This window comes from Pseudomonas sp. GW822-FHT06B12, assembly GCF_058799675.1.
On the sequence record NZ_JBXALR010000004.1, the window covers coordinates 74,555 to 88,956 of the forward strand.

The 14,402-nt window shown below is 59.6% G+C and carries 13 protein-coding genes; 6 read left to right on the forward strand and 7 right to left on the reverse strand.

Annotated elements, in window-relative coordinates; genetic code table 11:
- Positions 1–291 precede the first annotated feature (291 nt).
- The gene (locus AC1RKH_RS10370; RefSeq protein ID WP_493062606.1) at positions 292–771 is read left to right on the forward strand and encodes a sn-glycerol-3-phosphate transporter; all 480 of its coding nucleotides are present in this window, start codon (positions 292–294) and stop codon (positions 769–771) included.
- Here AC1RKH_RS10370 and AC1RKH_RS10375 read toward each other — a convergent pair.
- From AC1RKH_RS10375 to AC1RKH_RS10395, 5 genes are all read right to left on the reverse strand, one after another.
- On the reverse strand, positions 768–1,745 hold the full coding sequence (locus tag AC1RKH_RS10375) for a CDP-6-deoxy-delta-3,4-glucoseen reductase (RefSeq protein ID WP_493062607.1): 978 nt from the start codon (positions 1,743–1,745) through the stop codon (positions 768–770). The two genes, AC1RKH_RS10370 and AC1RKH_RS10375, sit on opposite strands and share 4 nt — an antisense overlap.
- Positions 1,745–3,211, reverse strand: a complete 1,467-nt coding sequence (gene ubiD / locus AC1RKH_RS10380) for a 4-hydroxy-3-polyprenylbenzoate decarboxylase (RefSeq protein ID WP_123426241.1) — start codon at positions 3,209–3,211, stop codon at positions 1,745–1,747. The genes AC1RKH_RS10375 and ubiD overlap by 1 nt, the downstream gene beginning before the upstream one ends.
- Positions 3,212–3,352: 141 nt before the next feature.
- Positions 3,353–4,612: a transcription termination factor Rho gene (gene rho, locus AC1RKH_RS10385; protein ID WP_019694195.1), complete on the reverse strand. Its 1,260-nt coding sequence runs from the start codon at positions 4,610–4,612 to the stop codon at positions 3,353–3,355.
- 248 nt (positions 4,613–4,860) lie between these two features.
- Entirely contained in the window at positions 4,861–5,190 is a 330-nt protein-coding gene (gene trxA, locus AC1RKH_RS10390) for a thioredoxin TrxA (RefSeq protein ID WP_003206727.1), read from the reverse strand.
- Positions 5,191–5,310: 120 nt separating this feature from the next.
- Positions 5,311–6,015 carry a FadR/GntR family transcriptional regulator gene (locus AC1RKH_RS10395; protein ID WP_493062608.1) on the reverse strand — a complete coding sequence of 235 codons (705 nt, stop codon included), beginning with the start codon at positions 6,013–6,015 and terminating at the stop codon, positions 5,311–5,313.
- A 254-nt stretch (positions 6,016–6,269) separates the two neighbouring features.
- Here AC1RKH_RS10395 and AC1RKH_RS10400 point away from each other — a divergent pair, with 254 nt between their 5' ends.
- From AC1RKH_RS10400 to ppx, 5 genes are all read left to right on the forward strand, one after another.
- A complete protein-coding gene (locus tag AC1RKH_RS10400) occupies positions 6,270–7,055 on the forward strand; it encodes a transporter substrate-binding domain-containing protein (RefSeq protein WP_493062609.1) in 786 nt (261 codons plus the stop codon).
- 34 nt (positions 7,056–7,089) lie between these two features.
- Entirely contained in the window at positions 7,090–7,770 is a 681-nt protein-coding gene (locus AC1RKH_RS10405; RefSeq protein WP_493062610.1) for an amino acid ABC transporter permease, read from the forward strand.
- Entirely contained in the window at positions 7,767–8,417 is a 651-nt protein-coding gene (locus tag AC1RKH_RS10410; RefSeq protein WP_493062611.1) for an amino acid ABC transporter permease, read from the forward strand. Before AC1RKH_RS10405 ends, AC1RKH_RS10410 begins: the two co-directional genes overlap by 4 nt.
- A complete protein-coding gene (locus AC1RKH_RS10415) occupies positions 8,404–9,141 on the forward strand; it encodes an amino acid ABC transporter ATP-binding protein (RefSeq protein WP_493062612.1) in 738 nt (245 codons plus the stop codon). The genes AC1RKH_RS10410 and AC1RKH_RS10415 overlap by 14 nt, the downstream gene beginning before the upstream one ends.
- A gap of 230 nt (positions 9,142–9,371) precedes the next feature.
- Positions 9,372–10,874 (forward strand): exopolyphosphatase, encoded by a 1,503-nt coding sequence (gene ppx, locus AC1RKH_RS10420; protein ID WP_493062613.1) that lies wholly within the window; start codon positions 9,372–9,374, stop codon positions 10,872–10,874.
- Between the two features lie 179 nt (positions 10,875–11,053).
- Here ppx and ppk1 read toward each other — a convergent pair whose 3' ends face one another.
- A complete protein-coding gene (gene ppk1 / locus AC1RKH_RS10425) occupies positions 11,054–13,270 on the reverse strand; it encodes a polyphosphate kinase 1 (RefSeq protein ID WP_493062614.1) in 2,217 nt (738 codons plus the stop codon).
- 18 nt (positions 13,271–13,288) lie between these two features.
- On the reverse strand, positions 13,289–14,302 hold the full coding sequence (gene hemB, locus AC1RKH_RS10430) for a porphobilinogen synthase (protein ID WP_493062615.1): 1,014 nt from the start codon (positions 14,300–14,302) through the stop codon (positions 13,289–13,291).
- Positions 14,303–14,402: the final 100 nt, after the last annotated feature.

Below are 14,402 nucleotides of genomic sequence, written 5' to 3' on the forward strand. Positions count from 1 at the left end.
GTCATAGAACATATAGCAGTAAACGTAAAACGAAAAGTGCTAAAGGACGTATGACCCTTCTATATCAAGGACTGCAACCCATGAAAGAGCCTGATATATAGCCTAATACTCTTTGGGGAATATCTTAAATACCCGAATGAAATATGCATAAGCCTTGCGGCCGTTCAGAATCAACCGTCATTTAACAGATCTTTCTGACGTATTCGTCTGATACCCTGCCGCCCCTTCTTTGAATGCAGGCGTATAGCAGCCTCCACAGGCGCAAGCCGAATTACCAATAGAGGTCGCAAGATGAAAAACCTGAAAATGTACGGTCTGCTGTTACTGGCGCTGGCCACCCCGGCGCTGGCAGTAGAAAGCCCGACTCGGGAAGACAAGGGTTTCTGGTACCTGCAAGGTAGCCTCTACACCAAACACTATTCGCCAGACCCCGATCACAATAACAATCAGGACCTGATCGGCCTTGAACGCAATGAAGCATCCGGCTGGTTGTTTGGCGCAGCGACTTTTCGTAACTCGTTCAGTCAGCGCTCGTATTACGCCTATGCGGGGAAGCGTTACGAGAGCGCCGACTATCCGGTGTATATAAAGCTGACCGGTGGATTACTTCAGGGTTACAGCGGCGAGTACAAAGACAAGATTCCGCTCAACCACTTCGGCGTAGCGCCCGTGATCATTCCATCACTGGGCGCGCATTACGGTCCGGTGGCCGCCGAGCTGGTGCTGCTCGGCTTTAATGCCGCGCTGATCACCACCGGCGTGCGCTTCTAGCTTGCTTGCGGCCGGGGCGCGTAGGCGAAGACGTCAGCGCGCATCTGGTGGGCATCCATCCCGGCATTGACCAAGGCGTCCAGGGTGCCGTAAACCATCGCCGGCGAACCGCTCGCATACACATGCAGGGATTTCAGATCGGGGAAATCCTCGCAAACCGCCTCGTGCAACATGCCACAACGCCCTTCCCAACCGCACAGATCGCTGACGACCTTGTGCAGGAACAGGTTGGGCAGCTTCAGCCATTCATCCCAATGCTCGATCTGATAAAAATCTTCCGGTCGCCGCACACCCCAGTACAAATGCACCGGATGCTTGAAACCCTTGGCCCGGCAATGCTCGATCAGGCTGTGGATCTGCCCCATGCCGGTACCCGCAGCCATCAACACCAGCGGACTGTCGGGCAACTCGGCCAGATGCGTATCGCCGAAGGGCATTTCGATGCGCACCATGCGATTGCGCTGCAACTGCTCGATCAGGCTCAGTGCGCTGGCTTCGCGCGCCAGCACATGAATTTCCAGATCGCGCCCCGAATGCGGTGCCGAGGCCAATGAGAAGGCAGATTTTTCGCCATTCTCGCGCTCGATCAGCAGGTACTGCCCGGCGTGATAGCGCGGCGGCTTGCCAGCCGGTGCCCGCAGTCGAACCCGCCAGGTATCACCGCCAACGTCTATGCATTCAGTGACCTGACACGACACACTGCGCACCGGCAGCTCTCCCAGCGCAAGGACGCCATCCCACAATACGATGCAGTCTTCCAGCGGCTCTGCTATGCAAGTGTAGAACTCGCCGTGGTCGCGCACATCGCCTGACTGCTTGACCCGACCTTCAACCAGCAACGCGCCACAAACGTGGCAGTTGCCATTACGGCAGCTTTGCGGGCACTCATAGCCCAGGCGCCGCGCCCCATCGAGAATCCGCTCGCCGGGCAGTATCTCAAGCACTGCTCCGGACGGCTGCAAGGTTACACGCATCAATCTATTCCTAACTGATTCCAGATGGCATCGATCCGGCGTGTCACCGCCTCATCCTTGACGATCACCCGGCCCCACTCGCGGGTGGTTTCACCGGGCCATTTATGCGTGGCATCGAGCCCCATCTTCGAACCCAGGCCGGAAATCGGCGAGGCGAAGTCGAGGTAGTCGATCGGCGTGTTATCGATCATCACCGTATCGCGCTTGGGGTCCATGCGCGTGGTGATGGCCCAGATCACGTCGTTCCAGTCGCGGGCGTTGATATCGTCGTCAGTGACGATAACGAACTTGGTATACATGAACTGTCGCAAAAACGACCAGACACCGAGCATTACCCGCTTGGCGTGGCCGGGATACTGCTTCTTCATGGTCACAATAGCCATGCGGTACGAGCAGCCTTCGGGCGGCAGGTAGAAGTCGGTGATCTCCGGAAACTGCTTTTGCAGGATCGGCACGAACACTTCGTTCAGCGCCACGCCGAGGATCGCTGGCTCATCAGGCGGACGGCCGGTGTAGGTGCTGTGGTAGATCGGCTTGATGCGGTGCGTGATGCGCTCGACGGTAAACACCGGGAAGCTGTCGACTTCGTTGTAATAGCCGGTGTGGTCGCCGTAAGGACCTTCGTCAGCCATTTCGCCCGGATGGATCACGCCTTCGAGGATGATCTCGGCGGTGGCCGGCACTTGCAGGTCGTTGCCACGGCACTTCACCAACTCGGTGCGGTTACCGCGCAACAGGCCGGCGAAGGCGTACTCGGACAGGCTGTCCGGCACCGGCGTAACGGCACCTAGAATGGTCGCAGGGTCGGCGCCCAGCGCCACGGACACCGGGAACGGCTGGCCCGGATGCTTCTCGCACCACTCGCGGTAGTCCAGCGCGCCGCCACGGTGGCTGAGCCAGCGCATGATGACTTTGTTACGACCGATCACCTGCTGGCGATAGATGCCGAGGTTCTGGCGATCCTTGTTCGGACCTTTGGTGACCGTCAGGCCCCAGGTGATAAGCGGGCCGACATCGCCGGGCCAGCAGGTCTGCACCGGCAGCATCGCCAGGTCGACGTCATCGCCTTCGATGACCACTTCCTGGCAGATCGCGTCTTTGACGACTTTCGGCGCCATGGCGATGATCTTGCGGAAGATCGGCAGCTTGGACCAGGCGTCTTTCAGACCCTTTGGCGGCTCAGGCTCTTTGAGGAAGGCCAGCAGCTTGCCAATCTCGCGCAGTTCGCTGACGGCTTCGGCGCCCATGCCCAAAGCCACGCGCTCAGGCGTACCGAACAAGTTGCCGAGCACGGGAATGTCATAACCGGTGGGGTTTTCGAACAGCAGCGCCGGGCCCTTGGCCCGCAAGGTGCGATCGCAGACCTCGGTCATTTCCAGCACTGGTGACACCGGAACCTGGATGCGCTTGAGCTCGCCGCGCTGTTCCAGGCCGCTGATAAAGTCGCGCAAGTCGCGATACTGCATGCATTAGCCTCGTTTTGGCCATGGCGTTCGGGGGCATGAGTTTAGCCTCGAACCCACCCGTTCAGAAGAGTGACCTGGCAAATCATCAAAAATCAGATAGCAAAAAGCCGGGTTTCCCCGGCTTTTGCGTTCCTGCTCGACTTACTTGCGTTTCATCGACAGGAAGAACTCATCGTTAGTCTTGGTCTGTTTCAGCTTGTCGACCAGGAACTCGATGGCAGCGACTTCATCCATAGGATGCAGCAGCTTGCGCAGGATCCACATGCGCTGCAACTCGTCGTCGGCGGTCAGCAACTCTTCGCGGCGAGTGCCGGAGCGGTTGATGTTGATGGCCGGGAAGACGCGCTTTTCAGCGATCTTGCGATCCAGAGGCAGTTCCATGTTGCCGGTGCCTTTGAACTCTTCGTAGATCACTTCATCCATCTTCGAGCCGGTTTCAACCAGCGCGGTAGCGATGATGGTCAGCGAGCCGCCTTCTTCGATGTTCCGTGCAGCACCGAAGAAACGCTTTGGTTTCTCCAGGGCGTGGGCATCGACACCACCGGTGAGGACCTTGCCGGAGCTCGGGATCACGGTGTTGTAGGCACGCGCCAGACGGGTGATGGAGTCGAGCAGGATGACCACGTCTTTCTTGTGTTCAACCAGGCGCTTGGCCTTCTCGATCACCATCTCGGCAACCTGCACGTGGCGGGTTGGCGGCTCGTCGAACGTCGAGGCAACCACTTCGCCGCGCACGGTGCGCTGCATTTCGGTTACTTCTTCCGGACGCTCGTCGATCAGCAGCACGATCAGATGAACTTCAGGGTTGTTACGAGCGATGTTGGCAGCGATGTTCTGCAGCATGATCGTCTTGCCCGCTTTTGGCGGAGCAACGATCAGACCGCGCTGGCCTTTACCGATCGGGGCGCACAGGTCGATGACACGACCGGTCAGGTCTTCGGTGGAACCGTTACCGGCTTCCATCTTCATGCGCACGGTCGGGAACAGCGGGGTCAGGTTCTCGAAGAGAATCTTGTTTTTCGCGTTCTCGGGACGATCGTAGTTGATCGTGTCGACCTTGAGCAGTGCGAAATAACGCTCGCCTTCCTTTGGAGGACGGATCTTGCCAACGATGGTGTCACCGGTGCGCAAGTTGAAGCGACGGATCTGGCTCGGCGAGACGTAGATATCGTCTGGGCCGGCAAGATAGGAAGCGTCAGCAGAACGGAGGAAGCCGAAGCCGTCCTGGAGAATCTCCAGCACGCCATCACCGGAGATTTCCTCGCCGCTTTTCGCGTGCTTTTTCAACAAGGAGAAAATCACGTCCTGCTTGCGCGAACGGGCCATATTTTCTATGCCCATCTGTTCGGCCAATTCGAGCAGTTCGGTAATCGGCTTTTGCTTGAGTTCAGTCAGATTCATATAGGAATGACGTAATCATTTATGGAGGGGGGGAAATTAAGCTTTTGGCTTAATGAGGCCGCGCCGCAGAGAAGGCGACAGGATCGCGTACTTATTCGAAAAGGAGAGCGTCGGCGACGGCTTGCAGGGGGCGCTGGAGAAACCAGTGCGGGGCCGAATGTAACACCTGAGTTTCGGAGCGTCTAGCCCTGAATAACGAAAAGGCCCCGCTATTTACGGGGCCTTTTGGGTGACACTTGCAACGACGCTTAGATGTTGGCGTCGAGGAAGGCAGCCAGCTGCGACTTCGACAGCGCGCCAACCTTGGTCGCTTCGACGTTGCCATTTTTGAACAACATCAGGGTCGGGATACCACGCACGCCGTGCTTGGCCGGGGTTTCCTGGTTTTCGTCGATGTTCAGCTTGGCAACGGTCAGCTTGCCTTTGTAGGTTTCAGCGATTTCGTCCAGAACCGGAGCGATCATCTTGCATGGGCCACACCACTCAGCCCAGTAGTCGACCAGTACAGCACCTTCGGCCTTGAGTACGTCAGCTTCGAAGCTAGCGTCGCTAACGTGTTTGATAAGATCGCTGCTCATGGAAGTCTCCAGGTTGTAAGCAAAAAAACGTGGCCCATCATAGCTGCCCTTCCCTCGTTCAGGAAGCCGCAGATGATTGAGTCTCGCTATGGCGGCCCATGAGTTTGGGTATAGCTCAAGTCACGGCGTGGCGGGGGTCACGAAGGAGATTCCAGTGCGCAGGGCCGCGTTGCGCACATGCTCCTGCATAGCCTTCTGGGCGGCACTCGAAGCCCGGCGGGCCAGCGCTCGAAGGATCTTGCGGTGTTCTTGCCAGGTTTCCATGGCCCGTTCGGCCCGGATGAACGGTAGTTTCTGGCTCTCCAGAAAGAGCTCGGCACTCGCCGTCAGAATGCTCAACATCGCCTGATTGCCGCTGGCCAGCAGGATTCGCCGATGGAATTCGAAATCCAGCCGCGCCGCCGCGTCGAAGTCCCCGGCTCGCAACTCGTCGCGCATCGCTGCGACGTTGTCTTCAAGGGCATCCAGCTCATCGGCGCTCAACGTCACCGCCGCCAACCCTGCCGCGAAACCCTCCAGGGCATAGCGCAGTTGAAAGATATCCACAGGCGAGGCTTGAGCAGCGAACGGCCAACTCACCCCCGACACCGCCGGGGATGGTTCAACCGCCTGCACGAACACCCCCTTGCCCGGCTGCACGCTGATCACCCCCAAGGCGCTCAAGGATGACAGCGCCTCGCGCAGCGACGCCCGGCTCACACCCAGTTGCACTGCCAGATCGCGCTGCGAAGGCAGCACATCCCCCGGCCCGAAACCCTGTTCGGCAATCAGTTTACGGATGGCGTGCAGCGCCACTTCGGGTACGGCGCGGGAGATGGAATTCATGTTTTTTCAGACGAGCCAGACCAGTGAGCGGCTAGTTGTAAAGCTAATCGCCGAGTCAGGCAAGTCGTGCCCCACGGGGGTTCGAGCGCCTTGGGCGATGCCCGATCAAGGTGCGAAAAAACCAGCAACTGTTCAGACCAGTAAGACCGATCAATGCCAGTAAATCCGCGGTCTGACAGGCATTTCGCCGGGGGTTGGCACGGGCTGTGCTCTGTCGATTCGCAGAAATTACTTGCCGAATCCGGAGATTTGCCATGACCCAGCGTTGCAGCGCCCTGCTCACTGCCCTGTTCGCCAGCCTGATGCTCTGTCAGTTCCCCGCCCATGCCGACGGCCTGGAGGATGTGGTCAAACGCGGAACACTCAAGGTCGCCGTACCTCAGGACTTCCCGCCGTTTGGCTCGGTGGGTCCCGACATGAAGCCCCGCGGCCTGGACATCGACACCGCCAAATTGCTGGCCGACCAGCTCAAGGTCAAACTCGAACTGACGCCGGTCAACAGCACCAACCGCATTCCGTTCCTGACCACCGGCAAGGTCGACCTGGTGATCTCCAGCCTCGGCAAAAACCCTGAGCGCGAGAAGGTCATCGACTTCTCCCGCGCCTATGCACCCTTCTATCTCGCGGTATTCGGCCCACCCCAGGCCGCCATCAACGGCCTGGATGACCTCAAAGGCAAAACCATCAGCGTCACCCGTGGCGCCATCGAAGACATCGAGCTGACCGCCGTTGCCCCGCAAGGCGTGACCATCAAGCGCTTCGAAGACAACAACTCGACCGTCGCCGCTTACCTCGCAGGCCAGGTCGACCTGATCGCCAGCGGCAATGTGGTGATGGTGGCCATCAGTGAACGCAACCCGAAACGCATTCCAGCGCTGAAAGTGAAACTCAAGGACTCGCCGGTCTACGTTGGCGTGAACAAGAACGAGCCGGCGCTGCTGGACAAGGTCAACCAGATCCTCGCCACCGCCAGGACCGATGGCAGCCTGGAGAAAAATTCCCAGACCTGGCTCAAGCAACCGCTGCCGGCCGATCTCTGATTGTCGCGACGCCGCTTAATCGAGGAACCTGTCCATGGCCTATCAGTTCGACTTTTTACCGGTGGTGCAAAACACCGACCTGTTGCTGCGCGGTGCGCTGTTCACCCTTGAGCTAACGGCCATCGGCGCGCTGCTCGGGGTCAGCCTGGGGACTGTCGGCGCCGTGGTGCGGGCGTGGAATATCCGTCCGTTTGCCGGGATTTTCGGGGTTTATGTCGAGTTGATCCGCAACACGCCGTTTCTGGTGCAACTGTTTTTCATCTTCTTCGGCTTGCCGTCGCTGGGCCTGCAAATCTCCGAATGGCAGGCCGCGGTGCTGGCGATGGTGATCAACCTCGGCGCCTATTCGACGGAAATCATTCGCGCCGGCATTCAAGCGATCCCGCGCGGCCAGCTGGAAGCCGCGGCGGCGTTGGCGATGAGCCGCTTCGAAGCGTTCCGCCACGTGGTGCTGCTGCCGGCGCTGGGCAAGGTCTGGCCGGCCCTGAGCAGCCAGATCATCATTGTCATGCTCGGTTCGGCGGTGTGCTCGCAGATCGCCACGGAAGAGCTGAGTTTTGCCGCCAACTTCATTCAGTCGCGCAACTTTCGCGCCTTCGAAACCTACGCCCTTACCACACTGGTCTATCTGTGCATGGCGTTGATGATCCGCCAGTTGCTGGGCTGGATTGGGCGACGGTTTATAGCAAGAAGCAGCGCGAGGAACGGCCAATGAGCGATTTCACCTTCTGGGACATCGTGCGCAACCTGCTCACCGGCCTGCAATGGACCTTGGCACTGTCGCTGGTGGCGTTTATCGGTGGCGGGCTGATCGGCTTGCTGATCATGACCCTGCGCATCTCGAAAAACGCCCTGCCACGCAATTTTGCCCGCACCTGGATCGAACTGTTCCAGGGCACGCCACTGTTGATGCAGCTGTTTCTGGTGTTTTTCGGCGTGGCGCTACTGGGGATCGAGATTTCGCCGTGGCTGGCGGCGGCGATTGCCCTGACGCTGTTTACCAGCGCTTACCTCGCGGAGATCTGGCGCGGTTGTGTCGACTCGATCGCCAACGGTCAGTGGGAAGCGTCGGCGAGCCTGGCGCTCACTCCCTTTGAACAACTGCGTTACGTGATCCTGCCGCAAGCCCTGCGCATTGCCGTGGCACCGACCGTGGGTTTCTCGGTGCAGGTGGTCAAAGGCACAGCCGTGACCTCGATCATCGGCTTCACCGAACTCACCAAAACCGGCGGCATGCTCGCCAATGCGACCTTCGAACCCTTCATGGTCTACGGCCTGGTGGCGCTCGGTTACTTCCTGCTCTGCTACCCGTTGTCCCTCAGTGCCCGCTACCTGGAAAGGAGACTGCATGCCTCTGCTTAGAATTTCCGCCCTGCATAAATATTACGGCGATCACCATGTGCTCAAAGGCATCGACCTGAGCATCGACGAAGGCCAGGTGGTGGCGATCATCGGTCGCAGTGGCTCGGGAAAATCGACCCTGCTGCGCACCTTGAACGGCCTGGAGTCGATCAACGACGGGGTGATCGAAGTCGACGGCGAATACCTCGACGCCGCCCGCGCCGACCTGCGCAGCCTCAGGCAGAAGGTCGGCATGGTGTTTCAGCAGTTCAACCTGTTCCCACACCTGACGGTGGGCGAAAACGTCATGCTCGCACCGCAAGTGGTGCAGAAAGTCTCCAAGATCAAAGCCGCCGAGCTGGCGCGGCAGATGCTTGAGCGGGTCGGGCTCGCGGAAAAGTTCGATGCGTTCCCCGATCGGCTGTCCGGCGGCCAGCAACAGCGGGTCGCGATCGCCCGAGCCTTGGCGATGTCTCCAAAAGTGCTGCTGTGCGACGAAATCACCTCGGCGCTCGATCCGGAATTGGTCAACGAGGTGCTGAGCGTGGTCCGGCAACTGGCCAGGGACGGGATGACGCTGATCATGGTCACCCACGAAATGCGCTTCGCCCGGGAAGTTGGGGACAAACTGGTGTTCATGCATCAGGGCAAAGTGCATGAGGTGGGCGATCCAAAGGTGTTGTTTGCCAATCCGCAGACGGCGGAACTGGCGAATTTCATCGGCACCGTGGAAGCCGCAGGCTAAGACGATCGTTCCCACGCTCCCGCGTGGGAATGCCTCAATGGACGCTCTGCGTCCGCTCTTGGGACGCAGAGCGTCCCGGGCTGCATTCCCACGCAGAGCGTGGGAACGATCAACATAAGGGTCGTGCACTGCTCTGGATCAAGGATCGCAGCCTTTGGCTGATGCTACGCGTTGGCGGCAGCGGTTGATCGTGGCACGATGGTCGGGTTATCGACCGAGACCTCTAAACCATGCCTCAATCCCAAGCCAAGAATCTGTCCCTGATCGCCGCTATCGACCTGGGCTCGAACAGCTTTCATATGGTCGTGGCCAAGGCCTACCACAATGAAATCCGTATTCTCGAGCGGCTTGGCGAGAAGGTTCAACTGGCCGCCGGGATCGACGAAGAGCGCCAACTCACCGAAGAATCCATACAGCGCGGGCTCGATTGCCTGAAGCGCTTTGCCCAGCTGATCAACGGTATGCCACAGGGCGCCGTGCGGATCGTCGGGACCAATGCCCTGCGCGAGGCGCGCAACCGCGGCGAATTCATCCGTCGCGCCGAAGAAATCCTCGGCCACCCGGTAGAAGTCATTTCCGGTCGTGAAGAAGCACGTTTGATCTACCTTGGCGTCTCCCACACCCTCGCCGACACCCCAGGCAAGCGTCTGGTGGCCGACATCGGCGGCGGCAGTACCGAATTCATCATCGGCCAGCGCTTCGAACCGCTGCTGCGCGAAAGCCTGCAAATGGGCTGCGTGAGCTACACCCAGCGTTATTTCCGCGACGGCAAGATCACCCCGGCCCGCTACGCCCAGGCGTACACCGCAGCGCGGCTGGAGATCATGAGCATTGAACACGCCCTCCACCGCCTGACCTGGGATGAAGCCATCGGCTCCTCGGGCACCATCCGCGCCATCGGTCTGGCGCTGAAGGCCGGCGGTCATGGCGCTGGCGAGGTCAACGCCGAGGGTCTGTCCTGGCTCAAGCGCAAGCTGATCAAGCTCGGCGACGTCGAGAAAATCGATTTCGAAGGCATCAAACCGGATCGCCGGGCGATTTTCCCGGCCGGCCTGGCGATTCTCGAAGCGATCTTCGACGCACTCGAATTGCAACGCATGGATCACTGTGAGGGCGCTCTGCGTGAAGGCGTGCTCTACGACCTGCTGGGCCGTCATCACCACGAAGACGTCCGCGAACGCACCCTCAGCTCGCTCATGGAGCGTTACCACGTCGATGTGGGACAGGCCGACCGCGTCGAACGCAAGGCGCTTCACGCGTTCGACCAGGTGGCCGAGGACTGGGATCTGAATGACGGAGTCTGGCGCGAACTGCTGGGCTGGGCGGCCAAGGTCCACGAAGTCGGGCTGGACATCGCCCACTATCAATTCCACAAGCACGGTGCCTACCTGATCGAACACTCCGATCTGGCCGGTTTTTCCCGTGAAGACCAGCTGATGCTGGCGCTGCTGGTACGCGGCCACCGCCGCAACATTCCCAAGGACAGGTTTGCCGAGTTCGGTGATGACGGAATCAAGCTGATTCGCCTCTGCGTGCTGCTGCGCTTCGCGATTCTGTTCCATCACATCCGCGGCACCCAAAAGATGCCGCAGGTCACGTTGCAGGCCAACGGCGACACCCTGGATGTGTTGTTCCCGGAGAACTGGCTGGACGAAAACCAGCTGACTCAGGCGGACTTCGCACTGGAAGCGGAATGGCTGACCCGCGTCAACTTCGTACTTAACGTTCGCTAACCCGCTCGATTACACACAGCAAAACCAATGTGGGAGCGAGCCTGCTCGCGATAGCGGTGCAGCAGTCAACATGGATGTTGAATGTCACTCCGTCATCGCGAGCAGGCTCGCTCCCACATTTAGGCTGCGCTATTTCGACATTGGCCTTCCATGGCCTTTGCGTGAGGTGTCCCCGGACCTCAATTGACGGTCAGAATCGGGCTGCCCAAACGCTCCAGCAAGGTTGCCTGGGCACTGCGCGGGTTCTGGTTGCCGGTCGGCGTGTTACGGATGTAACGACCGTCCGACTGCAGGCTCCAGCTGTGGGTGTTATCGGTGAGGTAAAGCTCCAGCTCTTTTTTGACCCGGGTAATCAGCTTCTTGCCCTCGACCGGGAAGCAGGTCTCGACGCGTTTATCGAGGTTGCGCTCCATCCAGTCGGCACTCGACAGGAACATCTGCTCTTCGCCGCCATTGAGGAAGTAGAAGACCCGCGTGTGCTCCAGGAAGCGGCCAATGATCGAGCGTACATGGATGTTGTGTGAAACCCCGGCGATACCCGGCCGCAGGCAGCACATGCCACGTATCACCAGATCGATCCGCACCCCTGACTGGCTGGCCTTGTACAGCGCGCGGATGACCTTCGGGTCGGTCAGCGAGTTGAACTTGGCGATGATGTGCGCCGGTTTGCCGTCGAGGGCGAACTGGGTCTCGCGGGCAATCATGTCGAGCATGCCCTTCTTCAACGTGAACGGCGCGTGCAGCAGTTTCTTCATGCGCAGGGTTTTACCCATGCCGATCAACTGGCTGAACAGCTTGCCGACGTCTTCGCACAAGGCGTCATCGGAGGTCAGCAAGCTGTAGTCGGTGTACAGACGGGCGTTGGCCGCGTGGTAGTTGCCGGTGCCCAAGTGGGCGTAACGGACAATCTCGCCAGCCTCGCGGCGCAGAATGAGCATCATCTTGGCGTGGGTCTTGAAGCCCACCACGCCGTAGATCACCACCGCGCCAGCGGCTTGCAGACGGCTGGCCAGTTGCAGGTTGGACTCTTCATCGAACCGCGCGCGCAATTCGATCACCGCGGTAACTTCCTTGCCGTTACGCGCCGCGTCGACCAGAGCATCGACGATTTCCGAGTTGGCGCCGCTGCGATAGAGGGTCTGACGGACCGCCAACACGTGCGGGTCCTTGGCAGCCTGGCGCAGCAGGTCGACCACCGGGGTGAACGACTCGAACGGGTGCAGCAGCAGGATGTCCTGCTTGCTGATCACGCTGAAAATATTCTCGCTGTTTTGCAGCAGTTTCGGAATCTGCGGGGTGAACGGCGTGTATTGCAGCTCTGGGTGACTGTCCAGACCGGTGATGCTGAACAGCCGCGTCAGGTTGACCGGACCGTTGACCCGATACAGCTCGGTCTCTTGCAGGTTGAACTGCTTGAGCAGGTAGTCGGCCAGGTGTTTCGGGCAGGTGTCCGCCACTTCCAGACGCACCGCGTCACCGTAGCGACGGGAGAACAGCTCACCGCGCAGGGCGCGGGCCAGGTCTTCGACGTCTTCGGTGTCGACTGCCAGGTCGGCGTTTCGGGTCAGCCGGAACTGGTAGCAGCCCTTGACCTTCATGCCCTGGAACAGGTCATCGGCGTGTGCGTGGATCATCGACGACAGGAACACGTAGTTGTCACCCGTGCCACCCACCTCTTCCGGCACCTTGATGACCCGCGGCAGCAGACGCGGTGCCGGGATAATCGCCAGACCGGAATCGCGACCGAACGCATCGATACCTTCGAGTTCGACGATGAAGTTCAGGCTCTTGTTCACCAGCAACGGGAACGGGTGCGTCGGGTCGAGACCGATCGGGGTGATGATCGGCGCGATCTCGTCGCGGAAATAGCGGCGCACCCAGGTCTTGAGCTTGGTGGTCCAGTAGCGACGACGGATGAAGCGGACCTGATGTTTTTCCAGTTCCGGCAACAGAATGTCGTTGAGGATCGCGTATTGGCGATCGACGTGGCCGTGCACCAGATCGCTGATGCGCGCCAACGCCTGATGCGGTTGCAGACCATCGGCACCGGCCTGTTCACGGGCGAAGGTGATCTGCTTTTTAAGCCCTGCTACACGAATCTCGAAGAACTCGTCCAGGTTGCTGGAGAAGATCAGCAAAAACTTCAGCCGCTCCAGCAAGGGATAGGACTCATCCAGCGCCTGCTCCAGTACGCGGATGTTGAACTGCAGTTGCGACAGCTCGCGATGGATATACAGGCTGCTGTCATCCAGACCAGGAACCGTGATCGCAGGCGTCGCCGGCACAGCGTCGGCCACCACCACGGGAGCAACAGGTTCCGGCGTGGTTTCGACGACGGGCTCGACCATAGGTTGAGCTTCGTTTACGGCAACTTCAGTGAGTCCTTCGGTATTCATCGAGTGTTCCTGGGAGGGCTATTGTTGCTCTCGTAACAATTGAGCGGCACGTACGGCAAAGTAAGTCAGGATGCCATCAGCGCCAGCACGTTTAAAGGCGGTCAGGGATTCAAGAATAACCCCTTCGCTTAACCAGCCATTCTGGATCGCTGCCATATGCATCGCGTATTCACCGCTGACCTGATAGACAAAGGTCGGCACTTTAAATTCTTCTTTGACGCGGTAAAGGATGTCCAGGTACGGCATGCCTGGCTTGACCATGACCATATCCGCGCCTTCTGACAAGTCGCTGGCCACCTCGTGCAGGGCTTCGTTGCCGTTGGCCGGGTCCATTTGATAGGACGCCTTGTTCGCCTTGCCCAGGTTCAGCGCCGAACCGACCGCATCGCGGAACGGGCCGTAATAGGCGCTGGCGTACTTGGCCGAGTAAGCCATGATCCGCACGTTGACGTGATCGGCCAGTTCCAGCGCCTCACGGATCGCCTGGATGCGGCCGTCCATCATGTCCGACGGAGCCACCACCTGCGCACCGGCAGCCGCATGGGACAAGGCTTGCTTGACCAGTGCATCGACAGTGATGTCGTTCTGCACATAGCCTTCTTCATCCAGAATACCGTCCTGACCGTGGGTGGTGAACGGGTCCAGCGCCACGTCGGTAATCACCCCCAGTTCCGGGAAGCGTGCACGCAGGGCGCGGGTGGCGCGTTGGGCGATGCCCTCCGGGTTCCAGGCTTCAGCGGCGTCGAGGGATTTGAGCTCGGGCGGAGTGACCGGGAACAGCGCGACGGCGGGAATACCCAGCTCGACCCACAGGGCCGCTTCTTCGAGCAACAGGTCGATGGTCAGACGTTCTACGCCTGGCATCGAGGCGACCGCTTCGCGACGGTTTTCACCGTCCAGCACAAAGACCGGAAGAATCAGGTCATTGGTGGTCAGGACGTTTTCGCGGACCAGACGGCGCGAAAATTCATCACGACGGTTGCGACGCAGGCGGGTTGCAGGAAACAAACGGTTGGCGGGGGTAAAGCTCACGGCAGACTCCTGAGCCCGCGCTGGCGGGCGAGCGTGACAGTTATAAGCGCCCATTATGACCAACACATTACAGTTATGTGCACCCCTGTGACCCGTAGTC

What these genes read in the sequence shown, in the direction of transcription:
- AC1RKH_RS10405 (WP_493062610.1), top strand. Translation starts at nt 7,090, where the DNA reads ATGGCCTATCAGTTCGACTTTTTACCGGTGGTGCAAAACACCGACCTG.
- ppk1 (WP_493062614.1), bottom strand. Translation starts at nt 13,270, where the DNA reads ATGAATACCGAAGGACTCACTGAAGTTGCCGTAAACGAAGCTCAACCT.
- trxA (WP_003206727.1), bottom strand. Translation starts at nt 5,190, where the DNA reads ATGAGCAGCGATCTTATCAAACACGTTAGCGACGCTAGCTTCGAAGCT.
- AC1RKH_RS10400 (WP_493062609.1), top strand. Translation starts at nt 6,270, where the DNA reads ATGACCCAGCGTTGCAGCGCCCTGCTCACTGCCCTGTTCGCCAGCCTG.
- AC1RKH_RS10370 (WP_493062606.1), top strand. Translation starts at nt 292, where the DNA reads ATGAAAAACCTGAAAATGTACGGTCTGCTGTTACTGGCGCTGGCCACC.
- AC1RKH_RS10410 (WP_493062611.1), top strand. Translation starts at nt 7,767, where the DNA reads ATGAGCGATTTCACCTTCTGGGACATCGTGCGCAACCTGCTCACCGGC.
- ppx (WP_493062613.1), top strand. Translation starts at nt 9,372, where the DNA reads ATGCCTCAATCCCAAGCCAAGAATCTGTCCCTGATCGCCGCTATCGAC.
- AC1RKH_RS10375 (WP_493062607.1), bottom strand. Translation starts at nt 1,745, where the DNA reads ATGCGTGTAACCTTGCAGCCGTCCGGAGCAGTGCTTGAGATACTGCCC.
- AC1RKH_RS10415 (WP_493062612.1), top strand. Translation starts at nt 8,404, where the DNA reads ATGCCTCTGCTTAGAATTTCCGCCCTGCATAAATATTACGGCGATCAC.
- AC1RKH_RS10395 (WP_493062608.1), bottom strand. Translation starts at nt 6,015, where the DNA reads ATGAATTCCATCTCCCGCGCCGTACCCGAAGTGGCGCTGCACGCCATC.
- ubiD (WP_123426241.1), bottom strand. Translation starts at nt 3,211, where the DNA reads ATGCAGTATCGCGACTTGCGCGACTTTATCAGCGGCCTGGAACAGCGC.
- rho (WP_019694195.1), bottom strand. Translation starts at nt 4,612, where the DNA reads ATGAATCTGACTGAACTCAAGCAAAAGCCGATTACCGAACTGCTCGAA.